The organism is Shewanella sp. 10N.7 (assembly GCF_020806285.1).
In the GTDB taxonomy this organism is placed as follows: Bacteria; Pseudomonadota; Gammaproteobacteria; order Enterobacterales; family Shewanellaceae; genus Shewanella; species Shewanella electrodiphila.
Genome location: NZ_JAJGZS010000006.1, coordinates 160,671 through 179,646, shown reverse-complemented (window position 1 = coordinate 179,646; position 18,976 = coordinate 160,671). Strand labels below are relative to the sequence as shown.

The window sequence follows — 18,976 nt, the reverse complement described above, 5'->3', positions numbered from 1 at the left end:
AACGATTGTTCTGGTTAAACTCTAAGATCGTGGCCAATATTAGTTGACCACTACAAAGGTATACAAGTATTGAAAATCATCTTGCTTACTCACCAAAAAGAGCTCACTAGACCGAGCAATACAGGTCGTTGGGTCAAAGCTGTATTAGAAGAGCGTGCACTGGTGATACCTTGGGACAGAGTGAATCCCAACCCGGAACTGACTCAGTTAATCGCGTCAGCGAATGTGGGATTATTATTTCCTGAATTACCAGCCCAGCCCAGCCTCGTAATGGGTTCAATTGATTCCGCAGAGATAATTGATACCAGTATTAGGCTTGAATCCGATACATTTTCAAATTTTGACGCATTAGTGATTATTGACTCTACGTGGCAAGAAGCGCGCAAAATATACAATCGTAGTCCTTATCTCAAGCAACTTAAAAAAGTCTCAATTAATAGCAAGGTTGAATCCATTTATCAGCTAAGAAGAAATCAGCTTGAAGGAGGCCTGTGTACGGCTGAATGCGCTGCGCACATATTATCTCAAGTTGGAGAGTTAGAATCTGCTGAAAGCATTATGAAATGTTTAAAGGAGCAAATCGCTCATAAAATGCAGTGATAACAAATGACAGGTACAAGTTAGCTTTATACATTTGAGATTTAAAAGCGGGAATTGAGTGACTCAATTCCCGCAAATGCAGTGTTATGGCTATAACTATAACTATAACTATATCTAAGTTGATTCTTATAGCTTTTATTACTGCTGATAATTAAAACTTTTTTGGAGTCTAATGTCTTCTACTGACGAACCAATCATAACTTTAAACTCACCCGATTCAGCTAACCAATCATTGGTGTTAATATCCCAAAATGATAAATCACGTTGATTCAGTGTGAAACTAACTTGTCCCGTTTCTCCAGCTTTTAGCCAGATTTTATCAAAGCCTTTCAACTCTTTCAGCGGACGAGGCACACTAGCCTTAACATCATTAAGGTACAACTGCACAACTTCAGCACCATCGGTTTTGCTGGTGTTAGTGATACTGGCAGTAACAGTTAACGTATCATCTCCGCTTAGTTTACTACTTGAGAAGTTAATGTCGTCATAGCTAAATTCACTGTAAGACAAACCATGACCAAACGGGAATTCAGGCGCAATTTTTTGTTGCTCAAACCAGCGATAACCAATAAATACCCCTTCAGAATATAACGACTCTTTCTCGTTATAATCATTTAGCGCAATAGGTGCAGTATCTTGTAGTTTTTTAGGAAGGGTTATCGGCATTTTGCCACTTGGATTAGCATCTCCAAATAAGATGTCAGTATAGGCATGACCCGCTTCCATTCCGCCATACCAGCCCCAAGCAATAGCGTTTGCTTTTTCAGCCCAAGGCATTTCTACAGCCGAGCCGCCAATCATAAATACGACAGTATTCGGATTTGCCGTTAATAGTTTCTCGATAATTTCATCTTGCTGGCCTGGTAACTTCATATCCGGTCTATCAATCGATTCACGATCGTCTGCATGACTTAAGCCGCCAAAGTAAATTACCGCATCAGCATTTTTCGCAGCGGCTAAATACTCATCTTCTGAATTGTATAAACTGTTTGGCGTTTCCCAACCTAAAGTGACTTTATCTTTACCTTGATAAATAAGCTTAAAAGCATAAGTTTCACCAGCTTTCAGCTCTACTTCAGCGTTAATAATATTGGCAGGTTTCGCATTATCATCGACAATGGCCTTGTCATTGATCAACAGGGTTACTTTACCTTGCGCCATTAGCTTTAATGTGTGCTTTCCTGTTTCCATCGGTTTGATATTAGCAAGGATTTCAACATTTTGTTGCTGACCTTTGGCATCAAACTGCGGATCAGCAATCCATGATTCGCTGCTTAATTGTTTAAGGTGATTATCTGCATAATAGTTAATTTGCCAAGAAGGGGTCCCAGTCCAATGACGAGTGGTTAAGTAGTCATTTGGGATGGGCATAAATGCACTACTGGCAGGGCGCATGTGTTGAATATTAACTTTACGGCCATTTTGTTCAAATTTTGCTTTAAGGCCATCAAGTGGACTGATTTCATATAAGGCTTTTACCTCAGATGACCCGCCGCCAAAGCCATGGCGTTTATCCGCGTTAGGCCCTAACACTAGGATGTTTTTGACCTTATCCGCATCAAGGGGTAATACCTGCTTGTTGTTCTTTAATAGCACTACGCCATTGGTCGCAATGGTGCGAGCATCGTCACGATGGGCTTGGGTATTTCGCTCACCTGATAAACGTTGTTTATCCATCATGCCAATGCTTAATTGCACTCTAAGAATACGGCGTACTTTATCATCAAGCTCAGATTCAGGCACTTTACCTGCTTTTATCATTGCTAGGAGTGGATCAGCTAAAAAGTATTCATCATAACTTTCGACAGCGGTGCCCATTTCAATATCTAGGCCGTTCATGGCAGCATCATAGGTATTGATATTGACATTCCAGTCAGTAAGGAGCAAACCTTCGTAGGCCCATTCACCTTTTAAAATGGTTTTAATCAAATGATGGCTTTGGTTAGCATTAGTGCCGCGAAACTCATTATATGCGCCCATGATGGCATGCACATTGGCTTCTTTAACTGCAGCTTCAAATGCGGGCAGGTACACCTCTCGTAGGGTTCGCTCGTCAGGTTTGGCATTCACTCCAGTACGGTTTAACTCTTGGGTGTTTAACGCATAGTGCTTAACAGTTGCACCGACATCATTAGCTTGAATGGCTTTAACGGTTGGAACGACTAATGTGGCAGCCAAGTATGGGTCTTCACCCATGTACTCAAAGTTGCGACCATACAATGGCAGGCGTGCAAGGTTAACGCCTGGGCCGAGAATAAGGTCTTTATTACGATGACGCGCCTCAGCACCTAGTACATTCCCATGCAAACTGGCCATGTTAGGATCCCAACTTGCGGCTACTGCGGTGAGTGGCGGCAAATAAGTTGAGTAGTCATTCGTCCAGCCGGCAGGTGCCCAAGAGTTTCTGTCAATTTCGTAACGAACCCCGTGAGGACCGTCAGACATCCACATTTCATGAATATTTAATCGCTCAATTGCTGGGATATGAAATTTTCCGCCTGCATGGACTAAAGACACTTTTTCCTCTAAAGAGAGCTGAGGTAAAAGACGTTCAATTTCAGATTCAACCTGAGATAAACGGTGCTGTAAACGCTGTTGCTCACTTTGACTCAGTACTGATAATGCATGTGACTGTTTCACTGTATTTGATGAATCTGCAGTACTTGATGAGTCAGCAATGACAGCCGAACTGCTTAACATCAGTATTGAAGCTGAAATTGAAACTGCTCGAAGTCTATTTTTTGTAAGCGCTTTCATTTTTGGCCGATATATCGGTGTCATCTGAGGCTCCTTGATAGATTAATAAAAGATATTTTTTATGAGGTTAACAATGTCAATTGGCAAAGAGTTCACCAGCATAATTAGCTGACATTGATGAATATATTGGCCGTTAAGCGGCCTGTTTGGGGGTTACTATCAATATCTGTTTTAGGACAGACTAAAGTTGAATGCAGCAAATTACCCGGATATATCACCAATCGATGTTGTTTATATTCGATTTGATGATGTTGTTGGTAATACTGATTACTTTCGACAAAATATTTTGCCGGATGCGGAGTTAGTTCTTGTAAATAGGGCTCTGCAGCTCGGAAGTATTCATCCATATTGGTTTGGGTAATACGTTCGAATTGTGTAGGAACGTGCTTAAAAAATGCCGTTGCCCCATGGTCTTCTTCGTTAAGATACTGCAGTAATGCAAAATAATAGGGCGCAGGGGTATCAAAGTGTGGAATACGTTGTAACGTCGTCAAATTTTCTGGCTGGCGGTTGATTAACGAAAAGTACGTTGCTTGAGGTTTGATGCGAAGGTTAGTGGGTATTTTGTAAACATCATAAATCAATTGAAATACGTGGTTTAATACTTCAATCACATAATCTCTAGGCAGTTTGGCTCTTATCCCTGGATAATAAGAACCCTTGTCTAAGTTAAAGTCGATTTGATCAGCGCAATGTTGTAGTTCAGAGATGTCAGCAGTAAAGTCATCGATAACAATCACAGGTGTTTTTTGTTCACCAATATAATGGATCTCTGGTTTCAATGGCTTGTTGACGCGTACCATTGGATTGAGATCTGTTGGCTTAGCACTAGATACTTGCTCTTGCACTGTTTGCGAATGTGGTTCTGTCATAAACAACCTTACTGGCTTAATTCTAAATAAACTCAATCATGACTAGTTAAAGCATTTTTGACTTACAGTAATGCTGCACAAAATCATAATGGTCAGGCAAATTCGAGACTTTCTGTTTCGCTTTTGCTTTGATTGAGCCTAAGAAGTGTTCCAACTCTTCATCTTCCATCATATCGACGATTGGGTGATATTGTTTCGGTGCTAACCCTTGACCCATCATTACCTGTATCCAAGAACTTTCGCCAAATAATTCATTACCGTGTTTATACACTTTGCCAGAAGCATCAAACATATCGATACGATGTTGCAACGATGAAGGTACGCTCATATTTTTACAATAGCGCCAGAAGCGAGTATCAGTACGGTCTGTGACCTTATAATGCAATACAATAAAGTCGCGGATGTTTTCAGTTTCTGTGCGAGTTTGCTCATTAAACTCATTAATGTCTTCTTCAACAATACCTTGTGAAGGGAACATTTGCAGAAGACGCACAATACCTCGTTGAATAAGGTGGATGCTGGTGGACTCTAACGGCTCTAAAAAACCAGATGATAAACCGATTGCGACACAGTTTTTATGCCATGTTTTACGGCGACTGCCTGTGCGGAACTTAATCACACGAGGGTCAGTTAACGGCTCACCTTCAATATTGTTCATTAACGTGGTTTTGGCATCTTCATCACTCATGTATTTACTGCAAAAAACGATGCCATTACCGGTACGGCTTTGAAGTGGAATCCGCCATTGCCAACCTGAATCACGAGCGATTGAGCGAGTATAAGGAATCGGTTTTTCGGTGGTTTTGGTTTGCACTGCAATCGCGCTATCACATGGTAACCAATGGCTCCAATCATCAAAACCTGTATTGAGTGTGCCTTCGATTAGCATGGCTCTAAACCCAGTGCAATCAAGGAATAAATCACCTTCCACAATTTCGCCTGAGTCAAGTTGTAAGGCTTTAATATTGCCGCTAGCTTCATATTGCAAGACATCATTAATTTTGCCTTCTATACGAGTGATGCCATGTTGCTCGGCAATGGCACGTAAGAATTTAGCGTAAAGCGTCGCATCCATATGATACGCATGGTTGTAATCTTGATTCGGCAGTACAGCAAAGCGACCTTCTCGCGCCGCTAAATGCTCAGTACAATAGTCGCCGATTTCACTGACGATGCCACGTTGTTGGCCTTTCAGCCAAAAATGTTGGAAACCACAGGCCCAGCAATCTTTGCCGAGAAAACCAAAGGAGTGAATGTAATCTTTTCCCACATCGTGCCAATTTTCAAATGAAATACCTAATTTAAAAGTGGCATTGGTAGCAGCCATGACATCTTGTTCTTTAATGCCTAATAAACGATGAAAAATATGTAACGTAGGAATGGTGGCTTCACCGACACCTACAGTGCCTATTTGATCGGATTCAACCAATACCACTTCTAAGTTTTTACCTAGCAGTTTTGTTAATGCAGCAGCGGCCATCCAGCCAGCGGTGCCGCCACCTGCAATGACAACTTTTTTAATTGGCTTGTTTGAAGCGTTTGCTTTTTCAGAGGCTTGCTTTTGCATAACAGAATTTCCTTACGATCAATTCACAAAATAGTGATTAACTCTTTATTATTCGTTGTTTGAAAATTAATGAACTCGCTTTTTTATGAGTTTATCGCTTTAACTTATTAATTAAGTCCGCTCTAAGCTTTCGAGCATTGATATCATCTAGAGGTTTAGTCTGCATCCCTTGAGCATCTTTCGGGATATGACTGACATCATCGTCATCATGATCAAATATGTAGTGATTGAACATGGCTTTCCAAGCTTGTCGTTGTGCTTTAGGCAGTGAGCGAAGACTTAACATTGCCATTGCCAGCGCGTTATTCGGTCTACCTAGATAAGCTGGCGTGTCTCGCCACCAATGGGTTATCAACACATTAAAGGCTTCTACACCACTTACTTGATGCCACCACATACTAGGAACATATAGCACATCACCTGGCTCAAGCTCAGCGGTTTGAGCCGCTGCAAGGGCATGTTTATATTTAGGGTATCTATCAAAGTCGGGCGCATCAAAGTCGACCATACTAATTTCTTGGCCACCAGGGGCAAACTCCATCGGGCCAATGTATAAATTACCGACTTGTTCGGGTGGGAATAGGGTAAAAGTACGCTTGCCAACAACATTACAGGCAAGATTTTGCGGGAAATCAAAATGTGCTGCTATTCGAGATTGATTACCTAACCAGACGCTGGTAAGTGGCTTAATAGACTCAAGTTTTAAGCTGTTTTTATCTGCTAAACCTGGCAGAAACTGATTAATCTCAGTTGAACCCATATAGATACTTGGCGGAAAGTCATCATCTTTATGGGTAAATAGCTTATCAATCACCTGATGTAAATTAAGCTGGGCGGCCTGATAATTAAAGCCGTTAACTTGATCGTTATAAAATACGCGGCCTTTATGTTCTGGTGCCACGTAATAGGCAGTTACTGGGGTTTGCTGATAAAAAGACAGTAAGTATTGAGCCGCATCTTCAGCACTTTTAAGGCCTGCTTCCACTAAAGGCCAGTGGGCACAAGCTCCTTTAAGAATAACGGGTTCATCGATTGACTCAATCTCATCAATGATGTCACTCATTGAGCTGTTTTCAATCACTCTTACTGTCTGTTTCGTATCCATTTACAACAACCTTATAGATGTGCCTGATACAGCGTTAAGCACTTGTCTGAGCATTTTTGAAGTTCAAAAGCTGTCTTATATTTGATTGTGATGCCAACGTCATATAAATAGCGCTGAGATAACCTTGCTGATGCAGTTCAGCGAGTGTTTCCGCGGGAAGCATGGCAAGGGTTTGTTCATTGATGGTGTAAAAACCAATCATTTGGTGCTTTTCACCGTTATCAAGCTCAATGTCTAGAGTAAATGACTCAAGCAATTCAAGTTTGATCAGGGTTTCAATAAAGTTTTTGCTATCGATTAAGCCATGGTGAATGGTTTCAAGCATTTCACCGACTTCATCAAGGTAAGGGGTGTTACCACCGTATGGGAAGAATAGCGGCTCACCTTCGGCTTCATTGATTCTAGGATGGTTTGGATCTAAATGAATCACACGTTGAACCTGCTCAACACCATCTTCCTGTACAGTTTGCTGACCGATTAAAAAAGGTTGGCGGCGGACAGTTAATGGAATATAGGCCGCTTGCCATTTACCATCTTGAAGAAACAAGTTTTCTTTATGTTGGAAGCCAAACATAGCAACAGAATAGAATTGGCCGGTATTACTGTCTTTTTGAAAAAAGATTGGATAATGTGCCTGTACACTTCTAAATTCGGCTGGAAAGGTCACTGTGTACCAGAGGTTATCACCGAATTTTTCTGAGCGTTCAGTAATAATTTTTAAGTCTTTATGATCGACACTATTGAGTAATACTGGTTTATTCATGCTGACATCCTAATCAAATACAGTCTTAGCTGTGTTTATTGTTATGTGTAATTGGTCTTGTAATAGCGAGTGTAATTTGTCGTTTATTATTGTATTGCGACTAAATCTTAGGTAATCCATATTGTGCAATTTTTGCCAGCAACTCTCGGTTGGTGGGCAATATTTGCTTTAAGCCTTGTGTACGTTTTATATTTTCACTGAAAAGTTGTTGAGCTTTATGTTGCAATGACGGCTTTAGTTGAGTTGGCACCATGGTCTGAAATTCCATACCATAAAGCACGAATTGAAAACTCGCAGCTGGAAATAATACATCTGTATGTTGAATGTCGTGTATATTCGGCGCTTGAGTTCGCCACAGCTCGATTTGTTGTTGTAAAGAATCCGGTATCGTTGATGACTCACGATGGTCATGCCAATAGTCACTGTCGCTTCTTTTACTCAGGACATAATGCAGCTTTAAAAATTCGATAATTTGCTGCCAATGTTGGCTAAAACGTTGATTGACTCGAGAGGCAACAATATCCATTACTTGTCTATTCGAAGGTAATTGCTTAGCAAGGGTATTGGCACTCCATTCAACTAATGCTAGCGCTGATGCTTCTAAAGGCTCGATAAAGCCTGCAGCCATACCGATAGCCATACAATTGTTTTTCCAGCAGACTTGTCGATGCCCCGGTGCAATAGAAAGTTTTTTGAACTCTAGTTTATCTACATCAATATTGACTGTGGGTCTAAGGTAATCGATAAGCTGCTTTTCTGCTTGGTCTTGATCGGTATGACTCGATGAATAGACATGACCGACGCCTCGCCTTGTCGGTAAACCAATATCCCAAATCCAACCATTTGTTTGCGCAGTAGAATGAGTGCATGAAGCAATCTCTGAGTCAGGGCTTAGGTAGGGAACTTGTACCGCTAAAGCGGAATCATTAAATAACACAGACTTTTGGCATATAAATGGAACGCTTAACTGCTCACCAAGCAGTAAAGATTTGACTCCAGTACAATCCACAAAAAAGTCAGCCTTGAGGATGCCTGATTGCTTGGTTGCTAAGTGGCTAATATCCCCATTGTCGTTTTTGTGAATACTGGTGACATGGTCTTGAATATGAGTCACGCCAAGTTTTTCGGTGCAGTGCTTTTGCAATAGCTGGCTAAACTTACCGGCGTTAAGGTGATAGCCGTAATTATTTTGAAATTGATACTCACCAGTAGTGATTTGTTTAGGCGCTAAAAATAATTGGCTTAATTGATTTTGCTGACCAACAGCATCTGCAAAGCTGACTTGCTCTCTGTGTGGCATCCAGTAAGGACAAAGATCTAATTCGTTTGTTCCTATAGGTAAACTGAAAGGATGAAGATATTGCTCGCCGGAGCGATTGTGTGTATCAGCTGAGTGAGTCCAGTTGAAAAAACGCGAACCTTGCTTAAAACTTGCGTCGCAATGGATTAAAAACTCAGTTTCACTGATGCCGATATTTTTGAGTGTGCTGCGCATTGAAGGCCAAGTACCTTCACCTACGCCAATGGTCGGCACATCTGGAGATTCTATTAAAGTGATATTGAGCTTAGGAGAGGGCGATAGCTTGCCATTATCAGCGTTGTGCTCAGCAGCCAGTATTCCTGCTGTTAACCAACCTGCAGTGCCGCCGCCAACAATAATAATGTTTTGAATCGCTTGTGCCATAAAATGCCTATTTTATATTTTGTAGTTAAGGCCAGTTTTAATAACTTTAATTCGTATCGATAGAGTCATTTTTTCGGCTAGTGCTTGACTAGCATTGAATATTTTTCAATCGCTTACAAGTGTTTGTAAGTAATAATTTGTAATAATGAGAGAGAATTGTAAATTCATAAAAAAGGTGCAACGTCCATGTTGCTAACGGATGTAACTTAAAAAAAGAGGTGACCATGATAGTCACCTCAAACGACCTTAGTTTACATTTTTAAAACGTGTTCAAGTTAGAATGTATAACGTGCACCTAGACTGTATCGAGCTCCTGTTTGGGTGTAGTTCAATACTTGAGTAGTTGAACGACCATGAGTTCGCGTATTTTCTTCAGTGATGTTTAACCCTTCGAAGAATACTGTTAGGCCTTCAACTGCAGCGATGTCATAACCAATATTGAAATCAACTTGCGAATATTCTTCAGTATATGATGGGTTAGCACCGGTGCCGTCACCTGTTGAGTTCAAGAACTCATCACGCCAGTTCCATGCTAAACGAGCAGAGAAACCATAGTTTTCATAGATGGCAACAACGTTAGCTGTATCACTGATGTTGGTTAGTACATTTTGCGGATCATCACCAGGTCGGTTTAGGTTGTAATTGTCATAAGAGTCGCCTGCATTTACTAACGTGTAGTTAGCTTGCATGCCGAAACCTGACTCGCCAAAGAAGTGTTGTACTGCAAATTCCCAACCATCAATCACAGAACTGTCGCTACTGTTTGAAGGCGTTGTTAGTACAAAGTTAAGGCTTGGGTCACCAGGGTTACCAGTGATTTCAATATTGCCGTTATCTGGGTTTAGAGTGACATTTGGATCGGTTGCACCATAAGTGTCGTAAATCCACTGTCGCTGATCAATGGCTGTTACATTTCCAGCGGCAATAGCTTCTGCAACGTAAACACCATTTGATGGATCTGCAATTTCATAAATAGTAGAATTTACAGGGTTACTATCAATAAAGTTTGTTACGTCTTTACGGAAGTAACCGACAGAGACATAACTCGCATCTGCGTAGTACCACTCACCAGAGAAATCATAGTTAGTTGATTCAAGTGGTAATAAGCTTGGGTTACCTGATTCACCACTACCACCACCACGGTTAGCTAGTGTTCCAACTGTCGTACCACCTTGAATAGAGGTGTAGTCTGGTCGACCAATTGTTTCACTGTATGCAGCACGTAAATAAATATCTTCTACGACTTCAATATTGAAGTTGAAACTTGGTAAAAAGTAATCATACGAACCTGTTTGAGTACCAAATACACGGTTATCAGATGTAGTGCTTTGAAGTGCAATTTCTGTTTCTGCTATCCAAGTTGCTTGGTCATAAGATGAAACCGCTGACTTAGATTCAACATCTGTTTTTTCATAACGTACGCCGAAGTGAACATCAAATGGCATATCGCCCCATTCGCCTTCGTAGTTATATTGGACATATGCTGATTGTGACTCTTCTTGAGTGAAACGGTCGGTATCACTTGCATAATCAGTAGATGGACAGAAACCGTTACCACAATCACCAACAGCTGTAGAGCCGTATAGTTCAGCAGCGCGAGCGCGAACCGCTTCAAAATCCCAAAGGAAAATCACATCTTGTGGGTCAATAGAGGCTGAGCCTTCATAATCTGAGAAGTCACCTTGTGAACCGTCAAATTTATCTTGAACGCTACCCGCTGGGAACCATGAAGGGTCAAAATCGCCTTCAGCGCCAACACCACCCCAGTCATTACGTTGTACGTTTACTGATTGAGAGTGATTATTTACGTCAGTTGCTGCGATACCAAAGTCGATGCTACCAGCCTCTTCAAAGACGTAAGTACCATTGATTTGTAGTTGTTCAACTTCTGATTTATTACGAGCATTACCAAATACTGAACCAGTAACACGCATATCTTCAGGACGAACAGCATTACCACCACCAACAGCGAGTACTGGTACGTCACCGGTGAAATCAGTTGCAGCGCTTGTACGAATAAATGCTGCAGTACTTAAGTTACTGTTACTACCGTTAGGGCTATTAGGTGAACGCTCTGCTTCTGAAGTATGGTAATCCAATGATAAGAATAAGTTATCAGTTGCATCCCACTCTAAATTAAAGCCTAAAGAGCCACTTTCATCACGTGTTCCGTAATCACCCGCGGCCATTGATAAATCAGCGCCGCCATCAGGGTAAGTTTCAGAGTAAACCAATGGAGATGATACTGGGCCATCTGACCAAGTGCTTTCTTGAGTAGGAACAAAGTTAAACCATGCAGATACATCATGTGATTGGGTATCAACATCATTTTGCATGTAAGTGTAATCTAGAGTTGCACGTAACGAGTCAATTGGCTCGTATTGTAAAACTAACTGACCATTAGTACGGGTACGTTGCTGCTCTTCAAAACGGTAAACCGTTGTTTGTGGCACTGCGTAAACATCATCTTCACCTGGACGGTTAATTTGATTGTCATCTTTTGGTACGCCGCCCCATTCTGCATTATCGCCGCCCCAGTCTTGGTCAACAATACCTGGGAAGCTACGCCAGCCTGTGCCGACTTGAGCTTGTTGGTTACCGCTTTCACGTTCTTGGTAACTCGCTGAAATCGAAATACCAAATTTGCCATCAGCAAAAGTGTTTGAATATAAACCTGATAGTTCTGGTGTAACAGAGCCTTCATCAGTTGATTGATCATCAACAGCTTTAACACCGAAAGTCGCTTTAAGGCCTGGAGAGCTTAGTGGGCGATGAGTTAGAACATTAATTGTTGCGCCAATACCACCAGTTGAGTTTTTCGCTTGGCTTGTTTTCTCAACTTCAACAGCACTAATTGCTTCTGATGCAATGTTAGCGAAGTCAAAAGAGCGAGAACCGGTTGTTACTGGCATTTGACGGTTATTGAGCATAACCAAGTTTTGGTCTGCACCGAAACCACGAACAGAAACACGGCTACCTTCACCATTTTGTCTGTCGATTGATACACCCGTAATACGTTGCAAAGACTCAGCTAAGTTACTGTCTGGGAACTTACCAATGTCTTCAGCGTTAATTGCATCAACGATACCGTTAGAGCTACGTTTTAAATCCATTGATTTAATTAAGCTTCCGCGAATACCCGTGACTTGAAGTACTTCAATGTTTTCATCTGCAGCCGCTTCATCAGCTGCGAATGCTGGCATCATGGTACTTGCACTCAGTACTACCGACAAACTAGTGGCAATTCTGGTCTTTTTAAATGTTCTAAATTTCATCTAAGTCTCCCCTCGACTAGATCTCAGGCTACTACTCTCTGATTTTTTTATTCGGATTACGCATTCACGTAATATGTTTTATTCATCATTTGTAAACGCTTTGAAAAGCCTTTATGTAAAAGTTAATGTAAGCGCTTACATAAAACTAGATTAATTTGTTAACAGCGTCAACAATAATTGCTACAAAAAATCACAAGTTGTTAACTTTGTTTTTGTGGCAAAACAAAACAAGAAATCTTAAGTTGCTGAATAAAAACATTAATAATTTACTATTTAGCAGTTTTATCTAAAATAAAAAAAGAAATAATTTTGTGATAGCGCTTACATTTCTTTTGAAATAAATACGCTAGGGAAGGTGGTTGTTGCAGATTATGGAAGCTAATTTCAATATAAAGACAGTTTAGTGCAGTTACATGCTTGTTTTTACACATATTGTATGACAAATGAATAATGTTTTTAAATGAGTATTAGGTCAATTTCGGAGTCAAAAATGGCCATGAATTTAGATACTATTTTAGAAAATACGCAAAGCAGTAAGCAGTAAGCAGTAAGCAGTAAGCAGTAAGCACAAAAGCAGAAAAGCAGGCCTGAAACTGATGGCAGATCCCCATATTGAAATAACACTAGTTGTGCAATAACTTGAGAAATGAGAAGTGAGGTATGAGAATTGATTTTTGATGTAGCAAGCTTGAATGCTGCTAATTAAAAGCCGCATAAGTCGCGGCTAAATTGGGTCTGACAGGCAATCATCTAGGGATTGGTGCTTTGCACTTATAATTGTTTGTTGCGCTTATAATTGTTTGTTGTGGTTGTCAGAAGGCTTAGTTGCCGAATCTCTAACTATTAACTGTGGTGTAAAGGTATTTTCAACTTCAGCTTTAGGGTCATTATAAACATGCTTTAATACCCAAAATGCAGCCATTTTGCCCATTTCATGGATCGGGTTATTCACTGTCGTGAGTTTAGGGGAGATATATTGTGGGAAAGGGATGTTATCGTACCCCACAAATGACAACTCTTGTGGGATTTTCATGCCTTTTTCAAGGCATACTGCAATGGCACCAGAGGCCATTTGATCGTTAGCACAAACTACTGCGGTAAAAGTCTTTTTGACGCTAAGTAAGTGCTCCATTGCTAAACAGCCGCTGTGCTCTTTAAAGTCTCCCTCAAAGCACAGTTGCTCATCAAATTCGACACCAAATTCAGTTAATGCCCGTTGATGACCATGTAATCGGTCTTGAGCATCGAGTTTAAATTTGGGGCCTGAGATATACGCAATGTCTTTATGTCCATGACTGAGAATGTGTTTGGTGGCTAGGTAACCACCAAGATCATTATCTAAATAAACACAAGCATCACTGATTTCTTCGATGTAGCGGTTAATCAGCACGATGGGAGTATCACCCTGGTGCAGCTTAATCAGATATTCATCATCAACAGCTTCTACGTCAAGAATTAACGCATCACAGCCTCGACTCATTAAAAACTCAACACCGTCTTTTTCTTGGGACTCATCACTGTGTCCTGCTGCAATGATAACGTGTTTATTGCCCGCTCGAAGTGCAGTTTCAATCTCAGTCATCATTGGGCCGTAATAGGGGCCGTCTAATTGAGACACTAACACACCGACACTATTTGAACGGTTTGACGCAAGGGACTGCGCAATGGTATTTGGACGATATCCCAATTGATCCATTGCACTTAATACTTTCTGTTTCGTTTTTTCGCTGACTTTAGTGTTGTTATTCATCACTCGGGACACTGTCGCGAGTGAAACGCCTGCTAAAACTGATACGTCATATATTGTCGCCATATATCCCTATTTAATACTGTCTAGCTAATGATGAGAGTCAAAACGTCGGTTAGACTAGCATGAACTATTTAGCACATTCATTAAAAAACGATTTTATTTGACGAACATTAATAAATCAGTTCGCCAAATAAACAGTATTATCTGTTGTGCGTATCAATTGTATCAAGCTCTGTAATTAATAAGTTTCTACAATTTGTGAATATTTATTCATTAGTGAATGTTGAGCATATTTATTGCGTAATCGCAGCGTGCACTTTCTCAACTTGCTCATTGTCTAACTTGTACCATTTCATGACGATAGCGACGATAATTGATCCCACAGCAGGGTAGATAGTAAATGAAATCAAAATCCCTTGTTGAGTTGCTTGGGTTTGTTCAACATCAGCTTGGTAACCATATAATGCCAGCAACCAACCAGCGGCTGCACCACCAATCGCAACACCTAACTTGATAAAGAAAATAACTGAAGAATAAATCATTCCGGTAATTCTTACGCCAGTCTTAAACTGACCGTAGTCAACTACGTCTGCCATTTTCGCCCATAGTAGAGGGGTACCCATATTAAACGTAAAGCCCCACACTATAAATAGTGCAAATGCGAGTTCAACTTGATCGCCTGAGACAAAATAGGCCGCAATACACAGAGCAGCAGCAATGAATTGAATCGTAATATAAGCTTTGACCTTACAGACTCGTTTAGCTAAAGGCTCAGCTAAAATACAGCCAAATATATTACCAATCATACCAAGAGTAATGAATAAAGTGATTGAGTCTGGCATATGCAAATAATACTTAACGTAATAGATTGCTAAGCTGGTTTTAAGCACCATGCCAGATAACAACCATATAGCGGCTATAGATAGAATACGCCACTGATCGTTTTGCCACAGTAACTTGAAATCTCTTTTAAAGCTTAAGTTTTGATCTTTCGGCGGGTGTAAGCGCTCTTTTGTGCCAAGAAAACACAGAATAAACATAACCACGCCCAATGCGCTCATTGCTGCAATGGTCAGTTGATAACCTTTAGCTTGATCGCCTTGGCCGAAATATTCAACTAAAGGTAATGTTAATCCTGACACCATTAAACCGCCAATCATGGCAAACACAAAGCGGTAAGACTGTACTGAAACTCGTTCTTTGGGATCGGCTGTTAATACACCACCTAATGCACAATAAGGAATGTTGATCGCGGTATAGACCATCATTAATGCAGTATAGGTGACAAAGGCGTAAATCATTTTGCCTTCTTCAGCTAAGTCAGGTGTCGTAAATGCTAAAACACTAATCAAGCCAAAAGGCAGGGCAAACCACATAAGGTAAGGACGGAATTTACCCCATTTGGTTTCTGTTCTATCAGTGAGTGCACCCATCAGAGGGTCGGTTATAGCATCAATAAATCGAACAGCCAAAAACATTGTGCCGACAAATGCAGGTGAAATACCAAATATGTCAGTATAAAAAAACGTAAGAAATAACATCACCGTTTGGAAAACGATATTACTGGCTGTATCACCTAATCCATAGGCTATCTTCTCTTTAACGCTAATCATGCAAACCTCTTTCGGGTTATTATTTTTCTAATGTAGGGTGTTGGGCATTATTTTTATTTTGCTATTATTCAGCTCTTTGGCTAATAAAATCACGGTAGGCAAGACCACTGTGTTTTATTGTTCGTTTTTGTGTTTGGTAATCAACATACACTATCCCAAAGCGTTTTAAATAGCCCTCTGCCCATTCAAAATTATCCATTAAGCTCCATGCAAAATAACCATCGATTTTAACGCCTTGCTCAATAGCATCATTAACCGCATTTAAATGCGCTTGGTAATATTCAAGTCTGTCTAAATCATTTACCGCGTCATCAACAATTTTATCATCCATAGCTGCGCCATTTTCAGTAATGTAAATTGGCGGTAATGTATAGGTGTTATGTAAGCTAGTTAATAAGTCGGTGAAGGCAGCAGGGTAAATTTCCCAACCGATATCAGTTTTAGGGGTATCTTTCATATCAATTTGTTCAAACTGGTTTTCACTGCAAGCTTGATACACGGCTCGGGTATAAAAGTTAATTCCTAAAAAGTCGATTGGTTGACTAATAATGTCCATGTCCCCAGGTTCAATATCTGGTTTGTCACCGTCATCAAAATCATGAATTATTTCAGGATATTTACCATCCATTATTGGTTTGATATACCACTGATTAAAGTAGTCATCAGCAATTTGGCTGGCTTTGATATCAGCTGGCTTGTCAGAATAAGGGTAACAAGGAGTGAAGTTAAGCACGATACCGTTTAATGCGTTTGAGCAGTTCTTTTGAATCACTTGCATGGCAAGACCGTGAGCAAGCAATAAGTGGTGCGCAGATTTACGACCATAGGCTTTTGTTGCAAGGCCTGGTGCATGAATACCAATCTCATAGCCTAAATAAGAGCTACAAAAAGGTTCATTTAATGTGGCGTAAGAATGTACGCGATCACCAAGTGCTTGAGTGATTTTATCGGTGTAGTCTTGGAAGAGGTAGGCAGTCTTTCTATTTAACCAACCACCTTGATCTTCAATATGTTGTGGTAGATCCCAATGATAAAGCGTGGCATATACCTTTATCCCTCGGGCGATAAGACTATCCATCAAGTTAGTATAAAAGCTCACACCTTCTTGATTGAGGCTACCATCTTGATTAATCACACGCCCCCAAGAAATAGATAATCGATAAGCATCAACTCCTAATGATTCAATCAACTCAACATCATCTTTCCATAATGCCACATGCTCGCAAGCTTGTTTGCCGTCAGAACCGTCACGGATTTTGTCTGGTGTTGCACAGAAGGTATCCCAGATACAAGGTAAGCGAGAATCAGCCGCTCCTTCAATTTGAAAAGAGGCGGTTGCAACACCAAAAGTAAATTCTTTTGAGTGCATTTTAGAATCTGATGGTAATGATATTTTCATATTTATTATTCACTTAATATGTTTCTGATGTAATTCTGCCTACAGCGCTTCAAAGGCCTAAACACAGGCGGTTACTGAGGTGCTGTTACAATTTTTACTAATAAAAATCGTTGACTTTCGTTATCGGTATGTTAAAAATGAAAGCGCTTACATCGAGGTTAGTGATTAATTAACCAAACGTCAATAATTGATTTAGATAATTCTCGAAACGGCCTATCCATGTACTACCAAAGATGTAGAACAAGGGTGCTTAGATAGACTTAAACCATAAATACATAATAATTAAAGAGGAAATGTCATGGCTAACGCACCGTTAAATGCAGATGCTGCTGAAATGGGGAGTGTTCATCAAACTGGGAGTTTTCGGTTTGCTTTGATGGCATTAACCTCACTATTTTTCATGTGGGGTTTTTTAACCTGTTTAAATGACATCTTAATTCCATATTTAAAAAATATGTTTGAATTAAGCTATACCCAAGCCATGTTAGTTCAGTTTTGTTTCTTTGGTGCCTATTTTATTGTCTCAATTCCTGCGGGCTCTTTAGTCGGTAAAATTGGATATCAAAAAGGGATTGTTACCGGACTGGCTATTGCCTGCGCAGGTTGCTTACTCTTTTATCCGTCAGCGAGCTATGCCTCTTATTGGATGTTCTTAAGTGCTTTTTTTGTATTAGCATCGGGTATCACCATATTACAAGTTGCCGCTAATCCTTATGTGAGTGCATTAGGCCCTGCAGAAACCGCGTCTTCAAGATTAACCATGACTCAAGCATTTAATGCGCTTGGTACCACAGTCGCGCCATTTTTTGGCAGTTACTTGATTTTAAGTAATCAACCCCATGAAGCAGCTTCTAGTGCGGCAGAGTCATCTATTGCAGCTGTACATCAAGCCAGTACAGTGCAAGTTCCTTATTTAATGTTAGCTGGCGCCTTGTGTGTGCTAGCGATTATTTTCTTCATTTTAAAGTTACCCGTTCTTGGTATTAGCGAGCAAAAAACCAAACAACAAAAGGGCACAGGTAGTGCGTGGAAATATCCACATTTGGTATTAGGCGCTGTAGGTATCTTTGTTTATGTTGGCGCCGAAGTTGGCATAGGTAGTTTTTTAATTAACTTTTTGACTCAGCCTGACATTGGTGGATTTACTGAATCGCAAGCTGCTAAGTACATTGCTTATTATTTTGGTGGTGCAATGGTTGGTCGCTTTATTGGTGCTTTGGTGATGCAAAAAATTGCTGCAGGCAAAGTGCTAGCATTTAACGCTACCTGCGCAGTTTTATTAGTGGCAGTAGCGATGTTATCTGAAGGCACAACAGCAATGTGGGCATTGCTATTGGTTGGACTATGCAATTCTATTATGTTCCCAACGATCTTTAGCTTAGCGTTAACAGATTTAAAGCAGCATACCAGTCAAGGTTCTGGTGTCTTGTGTTTAGCGATTGTTGGTGGTGCGATTGTCCCACTATTGCAAGGCATGCTAGCTGATACCTTTGGCATTCAATTGGCGTTTGTTTTACCGCTAGTGTGTTACGCCTTTATTGCTTATTACGGTTTAGTGGGCAGTAAAGCTAAACGCCCAGAAGCTGCGTAA

The 18,976-nt window shown here is 40.5% G+C and carries 12 protein-coding genes; 2 read left to right on the top strand and 10 right to left on the bottom strand.

What is annotated here, in order from left to right:
- Positions 1-69 precede the first annotated feature (69 nt).
- A complete protein-coding gene (locus LMH66_RS05890) occupies positions 70-600 on the top strand; it encodes a tRNA-uridine aminocarboxypropyltransferase (protein ID WP_229368906.1) in 531 nt (176 codons plus the stop codon).
- A gap of 138 nt (positions 601-738) precedes the next feature.
- Here the strand turns inward: LMH66_RS05890 and LMH66_RS05885 are convergent, their stop codons facing one another.
- From LMH66_RS05885 to LMH66_RS05840, 10 genes are all read right to left on the bottom strand, one after another.
- The gene (locus LMH66_RS05885) at positions 739-3,381 is read right to left on the bottom strand and encodes a glycoside hydrolase family 3 C-terminal domain-containing protein (RefSeq protein WP_229368905.1); all 2,643 of its coding nucleotides are present in this window, start codon (positions 3,379-3,381) and stop codon (positions 739-741) included.
- 80 nt (positions 3,382-3,461) lie between these two features.
- Positions 3,462-4,229 (bottom strand): DUF6445 family protein, encoded by a 768-nt coding sequence (locus tag LMH66_RS05880; RefSeq protein ID WP_229368904.1) that lies wholly within the window; start codon positions 4,227-4,229, stop codon positions 3,462-3,464.
- A gap of 46 nt (positions 4,230-4,275) precedes the next feature.
- Positions 4,276-5,796, bottom strand: coding sequence for a tryptophan halogenase family protein (locus tag LMH66_RS05875; RefSeq protein WP_229368903.1), 1,521 nt, complete (start codon positions 5,794-5,796; stop codon positions 4,276-4,278).
- Positions 5,797-5,887: 91 nt separating this feature from the next.
- Positions 5,888-6,901, bottom strand: coding sequence for a cupin-like domain-containing protein (locus LMH66_RS05870; protein ID WP_229368902.1), 1,014 nt, complete (start codon positions 6,899-6,901; stop codon positions 5,888-5,890).
- Positions 6,902-6,935: 34 nt separating this feature from the next.
- Entirely contained in the window at positions 6,936-7,664 is a 729-nt protein-coding gene (locus LMH66_RS05865; RefSeq protein ID WP_102526280.1) for a SapC family protein, read from the bottom strand.
- 100 nt (positions 7,665-7,764) lie between these two features.
- A complete protein-coding gene (locus tag LMH66_RS05860) occupies positions 7,765-9,348 on the bottom strand; it encodes a tryptophan halogenase family protein (protein ID WP_229368901.1) in 1,584 nt (527 codons plus the stop codon).
- A gap of 275 nt (positions 9,349-9,623) precedes the next feature.
- Complete coding sequence (locus LMH66_RS05855; protein WP_102526282.1) at positions 9,624-12,623, bottom strand: TonB-dependent receptor; 3,000 nt, start codon at positions 12,621-12,623, stop codon at positions 9,624-9,626.
- A 790-nt stretch (positions 12,624-13,413) separates the two neighbouring features.
- Positions 13,414-14,436 (bottom strand): LacI family DNA-binding transcriptional regulator, encoded by a 1,023-nt coding sequence (locus LMH66_RS05850; protein WP_102526283.1) that lies wholly within the window; start codon positions 14,434-14,436, stop codon positions 13,414-13,416.
- 230 nt (positions 14,437-14,666) lie between these two features.
- Positions 14,667-15,986, bottom strand: coding sequence for a glycoside-pentoside-hexuronide (GPH):cation symporter (locus tag LMH66_RS05845; RefSeq protein WP_229368900.1), 1,320 nt, complete (start codon positions 15,984-15,986; stop codon positions 14,667-14,669).
- A 64-nt stretch (positions 15,987-16,050) separates the two neighbouring features.
- The gene (locus LMH66_RS05840; RefSeq protein WP_229368899.1) at positions 16,051-17,385 is read right to left on the bottom strand and encodes a GH1 family beta-glucosidase; all 1,335 of its coding nucleotides are present in this window, start codon (positions 17,383-17,385) and stop codon (positions 16,051-16,053) included.
- A 298-nt stretch (positions 17,386-17,683) separates the two neighbouring features.
- Here LMH66_RS05840 and LMH66_RS05835 point away from each other — a divergent pair, with 298 nt between their 5' ends.
- Entirely contained in the window at positions 17,684-18,976 is a 1,293-nt protein-coding gene (locus tag LMH66_RS05835; RefSeq protein ID WP_229368898.1) for a sugar MFS transporter, read from the top strand.

What these genes read in the sequence shown, in the direction of transcription:
- LMH66_RS05850 (WP_102526283.1), bottom strand. Translation starts at nt 14,436, where the DNA reads ATGGCGACAATATATGACGTATCAGTTTTAGCAGGCGTTTCACTCGCG.
- LMH66_RS05880 (WP_229368904.1), bottom strand. Translation starts at nt 4,229, where the DNA reads ATGACAGAACCACATTCGCAAACAGTGCAAGAGCAAGTATCTAGTGCT.
- LMH66_RS05845 (WP_229368900.1), bottom strand. Translation starts at nt 15,986, where the DNA reads ATGATTAGCGTTAAAGAGAAGATAGCCTATGGATTAGGTGATACAGCC.
- LMH66_RS05855 (WP_102526282.1), bottom strand. Translation starts at nt 12,623, where the DNA reads ATGAAATTTAGAACATTTAAAAAGACCAGAATTGCCACTAGTTTGTCG.
- LMH66_RS05860 (WP_229368901.1), bottom strand. Translation starts at nt 9,348, where the DNA reads ATGGCACAAGCGATTCAAAACATTATTATTGTTGGCGGCGGCACTGCA.
- LMH66_RS05885 (WP_229368905.1), bottom strand. Translation starts at nt 3,381, where the DNA reads ATGACACCGATATATCGGCCAAAAATGAAAGCGCTTACAAAAAATAGA.
- LMH66_RS05865 (WP_102526280.1), bottom strand. Translation starts at nt 7,664, where the DNA reads ATGAATAAACCAGTATTACTCAATAGTGTCGATCATAAAGACTTAAAA.
- LMH66_RS05840 (WP_229368899.1), bottom strand. Translation starts at nt 17,385, where the DNA reads ATGAAAATATCATTACCATCAGATTCTAAAATGCACTCAAAAGAATTT.
- LMH66_RS05875 (WP_229368903.1), bottom strand. Translation starts at nt 5,796, where the DNA reads ATGCAAAAGCAAGCCTCTGAAAAAGCAAACGCTTCAAACAAGCCAATT.
- LMH66_RS05870 (WP_229368902.1), bottom strand. Translation starts at nt 6,901, where the DNA reads ATGGATACGAAACAGACAGTAAGAGTGATTGAAAACAGCTCAATGAGT.
- LMH66_RS05835 (WP_229368898.1), top strand. Translation starts at nt 17,684, where the DNA reads ATGGCTAACGCACCGTTAAATGCAGATGCTGCTGAAATGGGGAGTGTT.